A 15,336-nucleotide genomic window follows, 5' to 3' on the forward strand; every position below is an offset into this window, starting at 1 on the left:
GCCAAGGGGGCGCCATGGATCTGATCAGGCTGGTCGCGGCAGGTTTGCCTGCATTGTTCATCGCTGCATGCACCACCACGGGTGCGAGCGGCGGATTGACCGATGACGCGCGCAGCCTCGTCACCACCTCCTACCGATGCCAGGAGGCGCTTGGCCGCGAGCCGCATTTTTCCGCCATCGAGAGCAGCGAGACGGTGCTGAGGCATCTCGGCAGCTCGCCGGAACAGGCCGATGGCACGGTGCGCGGCTGGCTGCGCGAATTGATCGCCTCAAGCCACAAGCCGAACGATCTCGATGCGGCCACCTGTCGCGATACGCTGCTCAAGCAAGCGGAAAAACTGCGAATCGGCAATGAGCGGCTGAGACGGCGGCCGGCCTGAGCCTATCCTTGCGCCAGCAATCGGCAGCGATTCTTGTAATTTTCGTGCGCATGGAGGCTGTATTTCGCAACTATGCGCAGTGTGTCGGATGTTTGCAAATCTTGAATTGCCGTTGCGGAACCACCGTCCTATCTCCGGGATTATAGGGGCCACAAAGCTCAATGGAGATTGCAGAATGACGACACCTACCGTTCCGCAGGATGTTTACCTCCGTCACGAAAGAGAATGGCAAATGCTGCGCCAGGCTCTGCACAGCAAGCCTGAAACCGAGAAGAAGCCCGCTTTCGACGCTCCGGCAAAGGCCAACGCGGAAAAGCGCGCCGACCTCGCCCAATAGCCACCGCTATGTTCTGAATCCTGCCACCAGCATTGCGCGTTGGTGGCAGGACAGTGATTCCGTGGCACTGGCGGGGGTTCATGAAACCGCCTGCATACAATGAATACCCCCTTCTGCCACCTCCCGCATGCCGGGCCTCCACCCCCTCATGCTGAGCTTGTCGAAGCACGAAGCACGCACGATTTTGATGCAGCGCTCCAGAAAGGGATTGCACAAACGTTGCTGCGCCCTTCGACAAGCTCAGGATGAGGGGAAATAGAGTTTTGCAGGGAGGTCGTTCTGCGAGGTTTCTAGCTCACCATGAGGAAGCCCGCGTGGGCACTTGCAGGCTCGGGTTGAATGAACCGGGAGGATTGCAACGGCATCCCCGCCCCTGCAACACCATCAGCACGCAAAATCCCGACCGGGGTTAGTGACCGAACCTGAAGTTCATCCGACGCTGCTGCAATAATGTAGTGAACTTCAGATTCGATAGGGTCACTAGCAACCACAGTCAGGCGTATTTCAATTCCACCACACTAGTTCGAGCCCGGCCAGGCGCGCATGGCGATATCGACCAGGCGGTGGATCTCCTCGCGATTCGAACCGCTGGCGGCCTGGACGGCGGTGCCCTGCGACACGGTCAGCAGATAGCGCGCGAGGTCCTCGGCATTGCAGTCGGCGGGAAGATCGCCTTCGCGCTTGGAACGTTCGAAGCGCCGCGCCAGCGCCTTCTGCCCCATCTGCCGCTTTTCGATGATCGTCTTCTGGATCGCCTCGGCCGCATCGCTGCAGGCCATGGCGGCGTTCACGCCGAGGCAGCCGCTCGGATTGTACTCGCAGGTCTGCGCATCGGCAAAGCCGTAAAGCACGGCCCGCGCGACGCTGCGCGCATCCGGCAGTTCCAATGCCTTCCAGAAAAAGGCCATGTAATTCTGTTCGTAGCGCTCCAGCGCCATGCGGAAGAGCTCTTCCTTGTTGCCGAAAGTTCCGTAAAGGCTGGGCTTGGTGATGCCCATGCTATCGGTCAGATCCGTGATGGACGTTCCTTCGTAACCCTTACGCCAGAACAGTTCCAGGGCAGTCTGCAGAGCATCGTCCGCATCAAATTCCCTTGGCCGTCCCATTGGACAACACTCCCTAAATATTTATACCGCTCGGTATAAAATCCATTGACAGCTGCCGTCTCGCAGCCTTATATCGCCGTTCTATACCGATCGGTATGGATCGTCAATGATCGAATTCGCGCATCGAATTCAACCACGCCATCCTCCCAATGGCTGAAATTCAAGCAGGATGACCACGATGTCAATCAGCACTTCAAAAAGAAACCTTGCCATAGGCGGTCTCGTTTTGGCGCTTGGCCTTGCCGCCGGCACCCAATATCTCGACCTGAGCCAGAGCCGGGCCGAAGGCGAGCAGCAGCAATCCGCGCAGCCGCAGGCGACGCCCGTTTCGGTTGCTGTCGTCCAGCCGCAGCGCATAACGCGCTGGAGCGAATTCTCCGGCCGTCTCGAGGCGGTGGACCAGGTGGAGCTGCGCTCGCGGGTGGCGGGCGCCGTCCAGTCCATCCATTTCAAGGAAGGCTCGATCGTGCAGAAGGACGATCTCCTGGTAAAGATCGACCCTGCGCCCTATGAGGCGGAAGTCGCCCGGGCAAAGGCGCAGGTAAGCTCGGCCGAATCGCGCCTCTCCCTCGCCCGCAACGAACTGGAACGCGGCAAGCGGCTCATCGATTCCCGCACCGTATCGCAGAGCGATTACGATCAGCGGTTGAATGTGCAGGCCGGCGCCCTCGCCGATCTCGAAGCGGCCAAGGCGGTGCTGAAGACCGCGATGCTCAACCTCGAATATACGGATATCCGCGCGCCGATCACCGGCCGCGTCGGCCGCATCGAGGTGACGCAGGGCAATCTGATCTCCGCCGGGCCGACGTCGCCGGTCCTCACCACGCTGGTGTCGATCAGCCCGATCTATGCAAGCTTCGAGGCTGACGAGGATGTCGTGGCATCGGCGCTGGCCGAACTGCCGGAAGGTCTCAACAGCCGGGATTTCGTCGGCCGCATCCCGGTGCGCATGGATGTTCACACCCAGAAGGACCTTACCGGCACGCTGCAATTGATCAATAACAGCGTTGGCGCGGCCAGCGGCACGGTGCAGGTGCGCGCGGTGTTCGACAATCCGGATGGACGGCTGATCCCGGGCCAGTTCGCCAAGGTCCGCATGGGCCAGGCGACCGAGCGCGAGGAACTGCTGGTGGACGAAAAGGCCGTCGGCACCGACCAGAACAAGAAGTTCGTGCTGGTGGTCAATCCCGAAAACGTCGCCGAATACCGCGAAATCAGCCTTGGCGGCCAGGCAAAAGGCCTGCGCATCGTCACGGCCGGGCTGAGCGCCGACGAGAAGGTCGTCGTCAACGGCCTGCAGCGCATCCGCCCCGGCGCGCTGGTGCAACCGGAAATGGTAGCCATGGGCGGTGACGGCACGCAGATGCAGGCCCAGGCCGACCAGGCGAAGCTGAAACAATAAGCGATTGCGCCGCAGCTTCCGATGAAGCTGCGGCGCTTGCTTTTCAAAATCCCGCGCATTTCGCCTGCATCAGGAAGATGGGGCGCATGTGCTCATAGGCAGGTAAATTGCTATGAACATCTCCAATTTCTTCATCGACCGCCCGGTCTTCGCCGGCGTTCTCTCCTTCGTCATCTTCCTCGGCGGCTTGATAGCGCTGACGGCGATGCCGGTTTCCGAATATCCCGACGTCGTGCCGCCTTCGGTGGTGGTGCGCGCTCAATATCCAGGCGCCAATCCGAAAGTCATCGCCGAAACGGTGGCGACGCCGATGGAAGAGGCGATCAACGGCGTCGAAGGCATGCTCTACATGGGCAGCCAGGCGACGTCCGACGGCCAGCTGACGCTCACCGTCACCTTCGCCCTCGGCACCGACCCGGACAAGGCGCAGCAGCTGGTGCAGAACCGCGTCTCCCAGGCCGAGCCGCGCCTGCCGGAAGAGGTGCGCGCGCTCGGCATCACCACGGTCAAGAGTTCGCCGGACCTGATGCTCGTCGTCAACCTGATCTCGCCCAATGACCGCTACGACGTCACCTACCTGCGCAATTACGCGCTGATCAACGTCAAGGACCGGCTGGCCCGCATCGATGGCGTCGGCGACGTGCAATTGTTCGGCTCGGGCGATTATTCCATGCGCGTCTGGCTCGATCCGCAGAAGACCGCCGAGCTCGGCCTTTCGGCCACGGATGTGCTGAACGAGATCCGTGCGCAGAACGTGCAGGCTGCGGCCGGCACCATCGGCGCGTCGCCCAATGAAAACAGCGTGAACCTGCAATTGTCGGTCAATGCCCAGGGCCGCCTCCAGACGGAGGAGGAATTCGGGCAGATCATCGTCAAGACGGCGGCCAATGGCGCCATCACGCATCTGCGCGACATTGCCCGCATCGAGCTCGGCTCGGCGCAATATTCGCTGCGTTCGCTGCTGGACAACAAGTCGGCGGTGGCCGTTCCGGTGTTCCAGGCGCCGGGTTCCAATGCGATCCAGATCGCCGACCAGGTCCGCAAGGTCATGGAAGAGGTCAAGCTGACCATGCCCGAGGGCGTGGATTATCGCATCGTCTACGACACGACCCAGTTCGTGCGCGCCTCCATCGAGGCCGTCGTCCACACGCTGCTCGAAGCGGTGGTGCTGGTGGTGCTGGTGGTCATCCTGTTCCTGCAGACATGGCGCGCCTCGATCATCCCGCTCATCGCCGTGCCCGTATCCATCGTCGGCACCTTCGCGGTGATGCATCTTTTCGGCTTCTCGGTGAATGCGCTGAGCCTTTTCGGCCTCGTTCTCGCCATCGGCATCGTGGTCGACGACGCGATCGTGGTCGTCGAGAATGTCGAGCGCAACATCGAGAACGGCCTGGCGCCAAGACAGGCGACCATCCAGGCCATGAGGGAAGTTTCCGGCCCGATCATCGCCATCGCGCTCGTGCTGGTGGCCGTGTTCGTTCCGCTCGCCTTCATCAGCGGCCTGACCGGCCAGTTCTACCGGCAATTCGCGCTGACGATCGCCATCTCGACGGTCATCTCGGCGTTCAATTCGCTGACGCTCTCCCCGGCCCTGGCCGCGCTGCTGCTGAAGGGCCATGACCAGCCGAAGGATGTGCTGACGCGCTTCATGGATCGCTGGCTCGGCTGGCTGTTCCGCGGTTTCAACACCATGTTCACGCGCGGCGCCAATGGCTATAGCCGAGGCGTGCGCGGCGTCATCTCACGCAAGACGGTGATGATGGGCGTCTATCTCGTGCTCATCGCGACGACGGCGCTGCTGTTCCGCGCCGTGCCCGGCGGCTTCGTGCCGCCGCAGGACAAGCAATATCTGGTCGGCTTCACCCAATTGCCCGATGGCGCCACGCTCGACCGCACGGAGGCCGTGGTGCGCCGCATCGGCGACATGGCGCTGGCCATTCCCGGCGTCGAAAGCACCATCGCCTTCCCCGGCCTTTCCATCGCCGGCTTCACCAACAGCTCGAATGCCGGCGTGGTCTTCGTCTCGCTCAAGCCATTCGAGGAACGCACGACGCCGGAACTGAGCGCCGGCGCCATTGCCATGGCGCTCAACCAGCAATTGGGCGGCATCCAGGAATCCTTCAGCGCCGTATTCCCGCCGCCCCCGGTGCAGGGTCTCGGTTCGATCGGCGGCTTCAAGCTGCAGATCGAGGATCGCAACGGCCTCGGCTATGAGGCGCTCGATGCGGCCACCAAGGCGTTCCTCGCCAAGGCGGCAGAGGCGCCGGAACTGACGGGGCTGTTCACCAGCTACCAGATCAATGTCCCGCAGCTCTATGCCGATGTCGATCGTGCCAAGGCGCGCCAGCTGAATGTTTCCCTGCCGGAGATATTCAACACGCTGCAGATCTATCTCGGCTCGGTCTATGTCAATGATTTCAACAAGTTCGGCCGCACCTACTCGGTGCGCATGCAGGCGGAATCCAATTTCCGCGCCAAGGCCGAAGACATAGGCGACCTGAAGGTCCGCTCCGGCTCGGGCGAGATGATCCCGCTTTCGGCGCTGCTCAACGTCTCTTCCACGGCGGGACCAGAACGCGCGCAGCGCTATAATGGCTTCCTTTCCGCCGATGTGAACGGCAATGCGGCGCCCGGCTTCTCTTCCGGCCAGGCGCGGGCGGCGGTCGAAAAGATCGCGGCGGAGACCCTCCCCGCCGGCATAGGCTTCGAATGGACGGAACTGACCTATCAGGAGATCATCGCGGGCAATTCCGCCTACTGGATCTTCCCGCTGTCGATCCTGCTGGTCTTCCTCGTGCTCGCGGCGCAATATGAAAGCCTGTCGCTGCCGCTGTCGATCGTCATGATCGTCCCCCTCGCCTTGCTGGCCGCACTGTTCGGCGTCTGGCTGACTGCGGGCGACAATAATGTCTTCACGCAGATCGGCCTCATCGTCCTTGTCGGCCTGTCGGCGAAGAATGCGATCCTGATCGTCGAATTCGCGCGCGAGCTCGAATTTGCGGGAGCAACGCCGTTCAAGGCCGTGGTCGAGGCCAGCCGGCTGCGCCTGCGGCCGATCCTGATGACGTCGCTCGCCTTCATCATGGGCGTGGTGCCGCTCGTCACGTCCACGGGTGCCGGCGCCGAGATGCGCAGCGCCATGGGCGTCGCGGTTTTCTCCGGCATGATCGGGGTGACGCTGTTCGGCCTGTTCATGACGCCGGTGTTCTATGTGCTCGTCCGCTCGCTCACCGGCAACCGTGCGCTGAAGCATCATGGCAGCCATTTCGATGGCGAAACCGGCCACAATTCCGGCGTTATCGCGCCGAGCCCCGCCCCGGCGGAATAGCAATCCGGGCAGCGCGGCGGCTGGTGCCAGCCGCGCTGCCCTCGCCTAAACCACTGAATACAGCGGTGATTTCGACGCACCGCCCGCATCTTTCCCACAGCTTCCAGTTATTTTTCCGTGGGTGCATTTTTTGGGTGACAAAACATTGCACCGTGTTACATTCATGTGACCAAGCCGAATATCGGCCTAACGATCATGACCACCGGCGCTATGCAGGGGGTCGTCAAATCGGGAGATGCAGATGCCAAGCTTTGCTGCTGCCAATGACAACCGCAAGATCAGCGATGGGTTCGTTCCGCTTGTGAGCTTCCTGCTCGGAACACAGATTGTCGCCGCGCTGCTTTTGACCGTACCGAACTGGTACTGAGATGGCCCGCCCCTGCCGCATGGCGGGGCGCTTCTGTCGCGCGAGCGTTTCCGCTCTAAAACAACCTCCGGTAGGTTGCAGCGACTTTTCCGATGGATCATAACATTGCCCAGGCATAAACTATGCGCAGGACATTCCAGATGTCGCGCAATGGAGTTAGGGCATGAGAGCACTGGCGGCCGCGATCCTGATATCATCGGCATTCCTGGCCGGTTGTACGACGATCACGCCTGAGGAACAACGGGCGATCGACAGCCGCACCTGCCTGTCCTATGGCTTCAAGCGCAAGACCGATGCCTATTCCACCTGCCTGCTGCAGCTGGAACTGGACCGCCGCGCCGAGCGACGGTCCAGGTTCGAACAGATGCAGTATAGGAACCAGCCCATGCTGCTCCATGGCGGCTATCGCCCCCTCTGGTGGTAAGCCGGGAAGCCCGAACTTAGCGCACCCAGACGACGCGGCGCGAATCGTTCTCCACCAGCGCCGGCCGGTCATCCACATAGACGTAGGAATAGCCCGGCTCGTCCGGCACCCTGACCAGCGGCACATCGGCCGGGATCACCGTTCCGGTGGTCAATTCGCCCTCATAGACGATGGGGTCCGTCGGGTGTCTCTCGATATAGGTCACCACTTCAGCCGGGATTTCTGATGCCGGGATTTCAGGGGCCGGAACTTCGGGGCCGGCATTCGGGCCTTCGGTATAATAGACCACCTGGCGGTTTTCCATCGATACGATCACCGGGTGCCCGTCGACATAGATATAGCCATAGCCCGGGCTTTCGGGGATAGGCCGCAGGGTCACCGTGTCGGGCACGACATAGCCCTGGCTGATATCGTCCTCGATCACCACCGGATCGGCCGGATTTTCGATCACATAGTCGCGGGCCGATTGGGGCACCTCGACGAGCACGGTGTCCTGCGCCATGGCAAAGCCAGACGCGGCAAGACCGGACGTGGCGATAAGCGCCGCCGCCGTTAACATAAGAGCCTTTTTCATTTTCAGCCTCTCTTTCGAGTTTGCGTCCCAATGGCTGAAACAACCGGCCAGCGGATCATTGGTTCCGTCCGCGGCCATCACACTTGATGAAACGGCCCGTAACATTCCGCTCCCGCATCCGCCCCAGCATTCCAATTGGGCAAGCCCGATGGGAGAAGTCGGCGACAGGAAAAAAATCACCTGCGACCTGATGACGGGGCGCACAAGTTTTGCTTTCCCGCCGCATAAAAACTGCTATCCGTTGCAGCCATGGAACCGAAGCTTACCCCCCTTATCGACAGCCTGCCCTCCACCGTTCCCTTCGTCGGACCGGAGGCACTGGAGCGACGACGCGGCAGCGCTTTCCGTGCGCGGCTCGGCGCCAATGAAAACGGCTTCGGACCGGCGCCATCGGTGATCGCGGCCATTTGCGACGATGCGGGCAATGCCTGGAAATATGCCGATCCGGAGAATTTCGAGCTCAAGCATGCCCTCGCCCGCAAGCACGGCGTGGACGCGGCCAATATCGTCGTCGGCGAAGGCGTGGACGCGCTGCTCGGCCTTGCCGTCCGCCAATATGTCACGGCCGGAACGACCGTGGTGACCTCGCTCGGCGCCTACCCGACGTTCAATTTCCATGTCGCCGGTTTCGGCGGGCGGCTCGTCACCGTCCCCTATCGCCGCGACCGCGAGGATCTTGGCGCGCTCCTGCAGGCGGTGAAGCGCGAAAATGCGCCGCTGGTCTATTTTTCCAATCCGGACAATCCGATGGGCACATGGTGGGAGGCCAGCGACGTGCAGGCCTTCATCGAGGCGCTGCCCGCAACCACCATGCTGATCCTCGACGAGGCCTATACCGAGACCGCGCCGGATACGGCGCGGCCGGCGCTCGACATATCGCGGCCCAATGTGCTGCGCATGCGCACCTTTTCCAAGGCCTATGGCCTGGCGGGCATGCGCTGCGGCTATGCGATCGGCGCCGAAAGGCAGATCGCCGCCTTCGACAAGGTGCGCAACCATTTCGGCATGAACAGGCTGACGCAGATTGCCGCCCTCGCCGCGCTGGAGGACCAGGACTATCTCCGCGACGTCTGCGACCGCATTGCCGAGGGCCGCGACCGGATCAGCGCCATCGCCGCCGCCAATGGCCTCGGCCCGATTGCCTCGGCGACCAATTTCGTGACCATCGATTGCCGCCGCGATGGCGCCTTTGCGCTCGCCGTGCTCAATGCGCTGGCCGAGCGCGACATATTCGTGCGCAAGCCGGCGGCGCCGGTGCTCGACCGCTGCATTCGCGTCAGCGTCGGACCCGCCGCCGAACTCGACCTTTTCGCCGAGGAACTGCCCGACGCGCTGCGGCGGGCGGCGGGGTGAAATGGCGGGTCGGTGAGATGACGGGTTGGCACGCCGAAATCGTTGAGCCCGGAGCGGTGGGCGGCGGCGGCTGGCTTGATCCGGCTGGCGGGGCATTTGCAGCGTCCTCGCCAATGACGGATCTGGCAGAAGGCATGGCGGGGGCAAGTCGAGATGGTGATTGGGGGTCAGGAAACCGGCGACTGATGCGCCGGGGCCTGCCGATGACCGGACTTCAAAGTCCCGCCAGCGGTGCCTGGTGCCCCGCATGAGCGACGGCGAGAGTTGATCGGCTCGAATGATTCGAGCGACGGAGATATGGAGTGAATACACACCGCATGCCTGTTGCCGATGATGGATCGCAGCTTGCGCGGGACAAGTCGAGATGGTGATTGGTTGCCGGGGTCAGGAAGCCGGCGACTGATGCGCCACTCGATCCGGCTGACGGGCAAAGGAGAAAACCGTGGATGCTCACCCCTCGATTGCAGCCATGTTGAATGCGGCGCGGTTGAAGGCAGCGCGCGGTTGAAGGCAGCGCTGGGGGACAGCTTGAATTTGGATTGGCCGCGTGCGTGGCAGTTTGCGCCGATAACCGGCGCTAAGGAGGAAAAATGAATATTCACCGTGGATTTGTCGCTATTGGCGGGTTGATCGGGGCCGGCGGCATTGCCTCCTATGCGGCCGCGGCGCATTCGCCCAGCGGCCACATCGCCACGATCGCCCCGATGCTGCTGATCCATGCGCCGGTGTTCCTGGCTCTTTCGCCGCTGGCGCGGATCAATCGCGCCGCGCTGCTCGGCGGCCTGATCCTGGCGCTCGGCCTGTTGCTGTTCGTCGGCGACCTGTTCTCCCGCGATCTCACCGGCGCGAGGGCGTTTGCCTTTGCGGCGCCACTCGGTGGTTCGCTGCTGATCATCGGCTGGCTCGGCATCGCCGCCACCGCCTTCCGCGCCCTCGATTTCCAACGGGGTTCCTGATCTCTCTCCAACTGGTGCCAACCTCCCATTGTCCAAGGGGTCGCATGATCAAGGGGTCGCATGATATTGTTGCCACCCCGAGGTCGACAAAAGGGGATTGCACCACCGCCCCGCGTGCTTCGACAAGCCCGGCATGAGGGGGGTGGAGGCCCGGCATGAGGGGGCGGGAACTCAGCATGAGGGGGTGGAGGCCCGGCATGAGGGGGTGGAGAGGCCCGGCATGAGGGAGGTTGAGTCGGCATGAGGGGGGAGAGAATGGCAGGGTGGTAGTTCTGTGAGGTTCCCATCTCTGGCTCCCTGCTTTCCTGCAAACAACAATTTACCCTCATGCTGAGCCCGTCGAAGCACGCGCTTCATTCATGCAACCCCCTCCTTTTTGGCGCGCTGCATCAGTACAGTGCGTGCTTCGACAAGCTCAGCATGAGGGAGGTTGAGTCAGCATGAGGGGTGGAGGCCCGGCATGAGGGGTGGAGGCCCGGCATGAGGGGGTTGGAGGCCCAGCATGAGGGAAGTAGACAATGGCACGGTGATAGCTTTGTGAGGTTTCCATCTCTGGCTCCCTGCTTTCCTGCAAACAGCAATTTACCCTCATGCTGAGCCCGTCGAAGCACGCGCTTCATTCATGCAACCCCCTCCTTTTTGGCGCGCTGCATCAGTATAGTGCGTGCTTCGACAAGCTCAGCATGAGGGAGGTTGAGTCAGCATGAGGGTGGATGCCCGGCATGAGGGGGTATAAAATGGCAGGGCGGTAGCTTCGTGAGGTTTCCATCTCTGGCTCCCTGCTTTCCTGCGGGTGGCAAGATTGTGAGATCATGAGATTGTGAGATTGCACCTCCGTTCGAGTCGGTTGGCGACAGGCAAGTGAGCGGTCACCCGGCATCGGGCGCGGCGTCGGCCTTTTGCTTGTCCTTCAGCCGGGCATTGCACAATTTATAATAGCCGCCGCCCTTCTCGATCCAGCGCGTGCCGCCGAGGCGATCGGCCTTTTTCAGCGCGTGATATTCTTCGAGGCAGGTGTGCATGCGCCCCTGCGATGGCTTCTCGCCGGCGAATTTCCCGGCAATGGCGGTGGGAAAGCTCAAATCCGCCGCCTTGTGCTCCAGCGCCGGAGCAGAAGCACCTGCAGATCCGGAATTTCCGCTCTTTGCGTCTCCGGGCACGGTTTCGGTTGTGGCGGCATCGCCATCCGAGCCATCCGCCGGGGGCGCAGCCCCGCAATTCGCCTTGCGGAAATCCTTCCAGCCCAGCACCTCGCCGGCGACCTGCGCGGCCTTATATTTAACGCTGCACTCCTTCATGCTCATTGCCGCCGCGCCACCCAGCGGCATCGCTGCGAAAGCGAGGCAAAGCAAAAGAAAACGGGCGAGACGGGCGTCCAACATGGATGATCCTGCAATGAATGAAACAAACCAATGAATAAAACAAACCACGGAATAGACCGCGCGACGAATATGCCCGGAGCCTATAGCGCGCCGCACGCCAACACCATCCATACCTTCGTCTAAACCCTCCCTGCCCGGATGTCGGCGCGGCGAACCGGATGGCAGCGGGCCTTGAATTAATTGAACGTTCGTTTTATTAATTCTTCATGGCACGCACCACGGGTTCCGAAGGCGGCAAGACGCGCAGCGCGATCGAGGCCGCGGCAAAGCGGCTCATCGCCCGCACCGGCTATGAGGCGATGTCGATGCGCCGGCTGGCCGATGAGGTCGGCGTGCAGCCGGCGGCGTTCTATCGCTATTATTCCAACAAGCAGCAGCTGCTGCATTCGCTGATGCATGGCCATATGGAGCGGCTGCTCGGCGCGTGGCGGGCGGAGGACCCGGTCGAGGATGCACCGGCGCAGCGGCTCGCGGCCTTCATCCGCTTCCACATCCATTATCATATCGAGCGGCGCGAGGATGTGCACATCGCCAATATGGAGCTGCGCAGCCTCGATGCGGCGAACCGCGCGACCATCGTGGCGCTGCGTTCCGACTATGAGGGCAGCCTGCGCGCCATTCTCGATGCGGGCGTCGGGCGCGGCGATTTCGCCATCGACGACATAGCGCTGGCGGCGCGGGCGATCATCGCCATGACGACGGGGGTCAATGTCTGGTTCCGCAAGGATGACAGGCTTTCCGTCACGGAAATCGCCGAAGGTTACGTCAATCTCGGCATGCGCCTTGTTGGCGCCAAGAAGATCAATGCAGATGCAGCGGGAGGCAGAAATGTACCAGTCGGGCCTAAGATTCGGATTCTCTGACGAGATCGAGGCATTGCGCGAAACCGTGCACCGCTTCGCACAGGAGAGGATTGCGCCGCTGGCGGCGGAAACCGACAGGAACAACCAGTTCCCCATGCAGCTGTGGCAGGAGCTCGGCGCGCTCGGCCTCCTGGGCATGACCGCCGATCCGCAATTCGGCGGCTCGGGGCTCGGCTATCTTGCCCACACGATCGCCATGGAGGAGATTTCCCGCGCCTCTGCATCCATCGGCCTGTCCTATGGCGCCCATTCCAATCTCTGCGTCAACCAGATCAATCGCTGGGGCAGCGAAGCGCAGAAGGCGCGCTATCTGCCGAAATTGTGCTCCGGCGAGAATGTCGGCGCGCTGGCCATGTCCGAGCCCGGCGCCGGTTCCGATGTCGTGTCGATGAAATTGCGGGCCGACAAGAAGAACGACCGCTATGTGCTCAACGGCAACAAGATGTGGATCACCAACGGCCCCGATGCGGATACGCTCGTGGTCTATGCGAGGAGCGACCCCGCCGCCGGTTCGCGCGGCATAACAGCCTTCCTGGTCGAGAAGGGCAACAAGGGCTTCACCACGGCGCAGAAGCTGGACAAGCTCGGCATGCGCGGCTCCAATACGTGCGAGCTGGTCTTCGAGGATTGCGAGATCCCGTTCGAGAACGTGCTCGGCGAGGAAGGCATGGGCGTGAAGATCCTGATGTCCGGGCTCGATTACGAGCGCGTGGTGCTGTCGGGCGGGCCGCTCGGCATCATGGCCGCCTGTCTCGATGTCGTCGTGCCCTATGTGCATGAGCGCAGGCAGTTCGGCCAGCCGATCGGCGAGTTCCAGCTGATGCAGGGCAAGCTTGCCGACATGTACACGACGATGAACGCGTCGCGCGCCTATGTCTATGCCGTCGCCGCCGCCTGCGATCGCGGCGAGACCACGCGCAAGGATGCGGCCGGCTGCATCCTTTATGCGGCGGAAAAGGCCACATGGTGCGCGCTCGAAGCCATCCAGGCCCTTGGCGGCAACGGCTATATCAATGATTATCCGACCGGGCGCCTGCTTCGCGACGCCAAGCTCTACGAGATCGGCGCCGGCACCAGCGAAATCCGCCGCATGCTGATCGGCCGCGAAATATTCGGGGAAAGCGCCTGAGACGAAAGAATTTTCCCGGCCGGCCGCTATCGGGAAAAGCCAACAGGAAATAGCCCACAGGAATTAGCCCACAGGAATCAGGCAAGGAATCAGAATGACCATTCTCACCTCGCAAATCTCCACTTCCACCGAGACCTTCTCCGAGAATGCGGCGCGGATGCGGGCGCTGGTCGCGGAGATCCGCGAAACGGCGGCGGAGGTCGAGCTCGGCGGTTCGGAGGAGGCGCGCCAGCGGCATACGGCCCGCGGCAAGCTGCTGCCGCGCGAGAGGCTGGCGCAATTGCTGGATGCGGGCTCGCCCTTCCTGGAGATCGGCCAGTTCGCCGCCTGGGGCATGTATGGCGACAGCATCGCCGCGGCGGGGCTCATCGCCGGCATTGGCCGCGTCTCCGGCAAGGAGGTGATGATCATCGTCAACGACGCCACGGTGAAGGGCGGCACCTATTATCCCCTCACCGTGAAGAAGCATTTGCGGGCGCAGGAAATCGCGCTCGAAAACAACCTGCCCTGCCTCTACCTCGTCGATTCCGGCGGCGCCAATCTGCCGAACCAGGACGAGGTGTTTCCCGACAGGGAACATTTCGGCCGCATCTTCTACAACCAGGCCAACATGTCGGCGGCGGGCATACCGCAGATCGCCGTCGTCATGGGATCGTGCACGGCGGGCGGCGCCTATGTGCCGGCCATGTCGGAAGAGACGATCATGGTGAAGAACCAGGCGACGATCTTCCTCGGCGGCCCGCCGCTGGTCAAGGCCGCGACGGGCGAGGACGTCACCGCCGAGGAGCTTGGCGGCGCCGACCTGCACACGCGCGAATCCGGCGTTGCCGACCATTATGCGGTGGATGACGTCCATGCGCTGATGCAGGCGCGGCGCATCGTCGGAAACCTCAATCGCAAGAAGGAGATAGCGCTCGACCTTCGCAAACCGATTCCGCCGCTTTACGATCAGGACGAGCTCTATGGCATCGTCCCGACCGACCTGCGCCAGCCCTATGACGTGCGCGAGCTGATCGCCCGCATTGTCGACGGCTCCGAATTCGACGAGTTCAAGAAGAATTACGGCGCGACGCTCGTCACCGGCTTCGCCCATCTCTACGGCATGCCCGTCGGCATCATCGCCAATAATGGCGTGCTCTTTTCCGAAAGCGCGCTGAAAGGCACGCATTTCATCGAGCTTTGCGTGCAACGCGGCATTCCGCTGGTGTTCCTGCAGAATATCACCGGCTTCATGGTCGGCCGCTCCTACGAGGCGCGCGGCATCGCCAAGGATGGCGCCAAGCTGGTCACGGCGGTCGCCACCGCCAGGGTGCCGAAGGTGACGATGATCGTCGGCGGCTCGTTCGGCGCGGGCAATTACGGCATGTGCGGACGCGCCTTCTCGCCGCGCTTCCTGTGGATGTGGCCGAATGCGCGCATTTCGGTCATGGGCGGCGAACAGGCGGCAACCGTGCTGGCACTGGTGAAGCGCGAGGGCATGGAGCGCAAGGGCGGCACGTGGTCGGCCGAGGAGGAAGCCGCCTTCCGCGCACCGATCCTCGAAAAATACGAGCGCGAGGGCCACCCGCTCTATTCCTCGGCACGGCTCTGGGACGACGGCATAATCGACCCGGCGAAGAGCCGCGAGGTGCTGGCGCTTTCGCTCTCCGCCGCCCTGAACGCCGCGCCGCAAGCCACGCGCTTCGGCACGTTCAGGATGTGACGGGACCCGCGACATACCACTTCCTTCGGGCTT

At 62.5% G+C, this 15,336-nt stretch carries 14 protein-coding genes; 11 read left to right on the forward strand and 3 right to left on the reverse strand.

Annotation, left to right across the window (positions count from 1 at the left end):
* Positions 1 to 14: 14 nt before the first annotated feature.
* Positions 15 to 380 (forward strand): hypothetical protein, encoded by a 366-nt coding sequence (locus tag M8997_RS21870; protein WP_250014560.1) that lies wholly within the window; start codon positions 15 to 17, stop codon positions 378 to 380.
* 175 nt (positions 381 to 555) lie between these two features.
* Positions 556 to 717: a hypothetical protein gene (locus M8997_RS21875; RefSeq protein ID WP_250014562.1), complete on the forward strand. Its 162-nt coding sequence runs from the start codon at positions 556 to 558 to the stop codon at positions 715 to 717.
* A 518-nt stretch (positions 718 to 1,235) separates the two neighbouring features.
* Here M8997_RS21875 and M8997_RS21880 read toward each other — a convergent pair.
* Positions 1,236 to 1,823, reverse strand: coding sequence for a TetR/AcrR family transcriptional regulator (locus M8997_RS21880; protein WP_250014564.1), 588 nt, complete (start codon positions 1,821 to 1,823; stop codon positions 1,236 to 1,238).
* Between the two features lie 178 nt (positions 1,824 to 2,001).
* Here M8997_RS21880 and M8997_RS21885 point away from each other — a divergent pair, with 178 nt between their 5' ends.
* The 4 genes from M8997_RS21885 to M8997_RS21895 all read left to right on the forward strand — a co-directional run bounded on the left by M8997_RS21885 (position 2,002) and on the right by M8997_RS21895 (position 7,344).
* The gene (locus tag M8997_RS21885) at positions 2,002 to 3,225 is read left to right on the forward strand and encodes an efflux RND transporter periplasmic adaptor subunit (RefSeq protein ID WP_250014566.1); all 1,224 of its coding nucleotides are present in this window, start codon (positions 2,002 to 2,004) and stop codon (positions 3,223 to 3,225) included.
* A gap of 112 nt (positions 3,226 to 3,337) precedes the next feature.
* Positions 3,338 to 6,553, forward strand: a complete 3,216-nt coding sequence (locus M8997_RS21890; protein WP_250014569.1) for an efflux RND transporter permease subunit — start codon at positions 3,338 to 3,340, stop codon at positions 6,551 to 6,553.
* A gap of 241 nt (positions 6,554 to 6,794) precedes the next feature.
* Positions 6,795 to 6,920, forward strand: coding sequence for a hypothetical protein (locus M8997_RS22190; RefSeq protein ID WP_256473425.1), 126 nt, complete (start codon positions 6,795 to 6,797; stop codon positions 6,918 to 6,920).
* 163 nt (positions 6,921 to 7,083) lie between these two features.
* Entirely contained in the window at positions 7,084 to 7,344 is a 261-nt protein-coding gene (locus M8997_RS21895) for a hypothetical protein (protein ID WP_250014571.1), read from the forward strand.
* Positions 7,345 to 7,360: 16 nt separating this feature from the next.
* Here M8997_RS21895 and M8997_RS21900 read toward each other — a convergent pair whose 3' ends face one another.
* The gene (locus M8997_RS21900; protein WP_250014572.1) at positions 7,361 to 7,918 is read right to left on the reverse strand and encodes a DUF1236 domain-containing protein; all 558 of its coding nucleotides are present in this window, start codon (positions 7,916 to 7,918) and stop codon (positions 7,361 to 7,363) included.
* A gap of 249 nt (positions 7,919 to 8,167) precedes the next feature.
* Here M8997_RS21900 and M8997_RS21905 point away from each other — a divergent pair, with 249 nt between their 5' ends.
* Positions 8,168 to 9,271: a pyridoxal phosphate-dependent aminotransferase gene (locus M8997_RS21905; RefSeq protein ID WP_250014573.1), complete on the forward strand. Its 1,104-nt coding sequence runs from the start codon at positions 8,168 to 8,170 to the stop codon at positions 9,269 to 9,271.
* Between the two features lie 590 nt (positions 9,272 to 9,861).
* Positions 9,862 to 10,227 carry a DUF423 domain-containing protein gene (locus M8997_RS21910; protein ID WP_250014574.1) on the forward strand — a complete coding sequence of 122 codons (366 nt, stop codon included), beginning with the start codon at positions 9,862 to 9,864 and terminating at the stop codon, positions 10,225 to 10,227.
* 869 nt (positions 10,228 to 11,096) lie between these two features.
* On the opposite strand, the gene M8997_RS21915 is transcribed toward M8997_RS21910, so the two are convergent.
* A complete protein-coding gene (locus M8997_RS21915) occupies positions 11,097 to 11,609 on the reverse strand; it encodes a hypothetical protein (protein WP_250014575.1) in 513 nt (170 codons plus the stop codon).
* A 206-nt stretch (positions 11,610 to 11,815) separates the two neighbouring features.
* On the opposite strand from M8997_RS21915, the gene M8997_RS21920 reads away from it, so the two are divergent.
* From M8997_RS21920 to M8997_RS21930, 3 genes are all read left to right on the forward strand, one after another.
* A complete protein-coding gene (locus tag M8997_RS21920; RefSeq protein ID WP_250014576.1) occupies positions 11,816 to 12,472 on the forward strand; it encodes a TetR/AcrR family transcriptional regulator in 657 nt (218 codons plus the stop codon).
* Positions 12,438 to 13,601 (forward strand): isovaleryl-CoA dehydrogenase, encoded by a 1,164-nt coding sequence (locus M8997_RS21925; RefSeq protein WP_250014577.1) that lies wholly within the window; start codon positions 12,438 to 12,440, stop codon positions 13,599 to 13,601. The genes M8997_RS21920 and M8997_RS21925 overlap by 35 nt, the downstream gene beginning before the upstream one ends.
* A 94-nt stretch (positions 13,602 to 13,695) precedes the next feature.
* Positions 13,696 to 15,303 carry a carboxyl transferase domain-containing protein gene (locus M8997_RS21930; RefSeq protein ID WP_250014579.1) on the forward strand — a complete coding sequence of 536 codons (1,608 nt, stop codon included), beginning with the start codon at positions 13,696 to 13,698 and terminating at the stop codon, positions 15,301 to 15,303.
* Positions 15,304 to 15,336 lie beyond the last annotated feature (33 nt).

The sequence above is a fragment of the Phyllobacterium sp. 21LDTY02-6 genome, from assembly GCF_023554255.2.
In the GTDB taxonomy this organism is placed as follows: Bacteria; Pseudomonadota; Alphaproteobacteria; order Rhizobiales; family Rhizobiaceae; genus Phyllobacterium.

Excerpts from the sequence above, each read along its gene's own strand:
- M8997_RS21920 (WP_250014576.1), top strand. The coding sequence starts at position 11,816 with ATGGCACGCACCACGGGTTCCGAAGGCGGCAAGACGCGCAGCGCGATC.
- M8997_RS21885 (WP_250014566.1), top strand. The coding sequence starts at position 2,002 with ATGTCAATCAGCACTTCAAAAAGAAACCTTGCCATAGGCGGTCTCGTT.
- M8997_RS21910 (WP_250014574.1), top strand. The coding sequence starts at position 9,862 with ATGAATATTCACCGTGGATTTGTCGCTATTGGCGGGTTGATCGGGGCC.
- M8997_RS21890 (WP_250014569.1), top strand. The coding sequence starts at position 3,338 with ATGAACATCTCCAATTTCTTCATCGACCGCCCGGTCTTCGCCGGCGTT.
- M8997_RS21900 (WP_250014572.1), bottom strand. The coding sequence starts at position 7,918 with ATGAAAAAGGCTCTTATGTTAACGGCGGCGGCGCTTATCGCCACGTCC.
- M8997_RS21880 (WP_250014564.1), bottom strand. The coding sequence starts at position 1,823 with ATGGGACGGCCAAGGGAATTTGATGCGGACGATGCTCTGCAGACTGCC.
- M8997_RS21905 (WP_250014573.1), top strand. The coding sequence starts at position 8,168 with ATGGAACCGAAGCTTACCCCCCTTATCGACAGCCTGCCCTCCACCGTT.
- M8997_RS21875 (WP_250014562.1), top strand. The coding sequence starts at position 556 with ATGACGACACCTACCGTTCCGCAGGATGTTTACCTCCGTCACGAAAGA.
- M8997_RS21870 (WP_250014560.1), top strand. The coding sequence starts at position 15 with ATGGATCTGATCAGGCTGGTCGCGGCAGGTTTGCCTGCATTGTTCATC.
- M8997_RS21925 (WP_250014577.1), top strand. The coding sequence starts at position 12,438 with ATGTACCAGTCGGGCCTAAGATTCGGATTCTCTGACGAGATCGAGGCA.
- M8997_RS22190 (WP_256473425.1), top strand. The coding sequence starts at position 6,795 with ATGCCAAGCTTTGCTGCTGCCAATGACAACCGCAAGATCAGCGATGGG.
- M8997_RS21895 (WP_250014571.1), top strand. The coding sequence starts at position 7,084 with ATGAGAGCACTGGCGGCCGCGATCCTGATATCATCGGCATTCCTGGCC.
- M8997_RS21930 (WP_250014579.1), top strand. The coding sequence starts at position 13,696 with ATGACCATTCTCACCTCGCAAATCTCCACTTCCACCGAGACCTTCTCC.
- M8997_RS21915 (WP_250014575.1), bottom strand. The coding sequence starts at position 11,609 with ATGTTGGACGCCCGTCTCGCCCGTTTTCTTTTGCTTTGCCTCGCTTTC.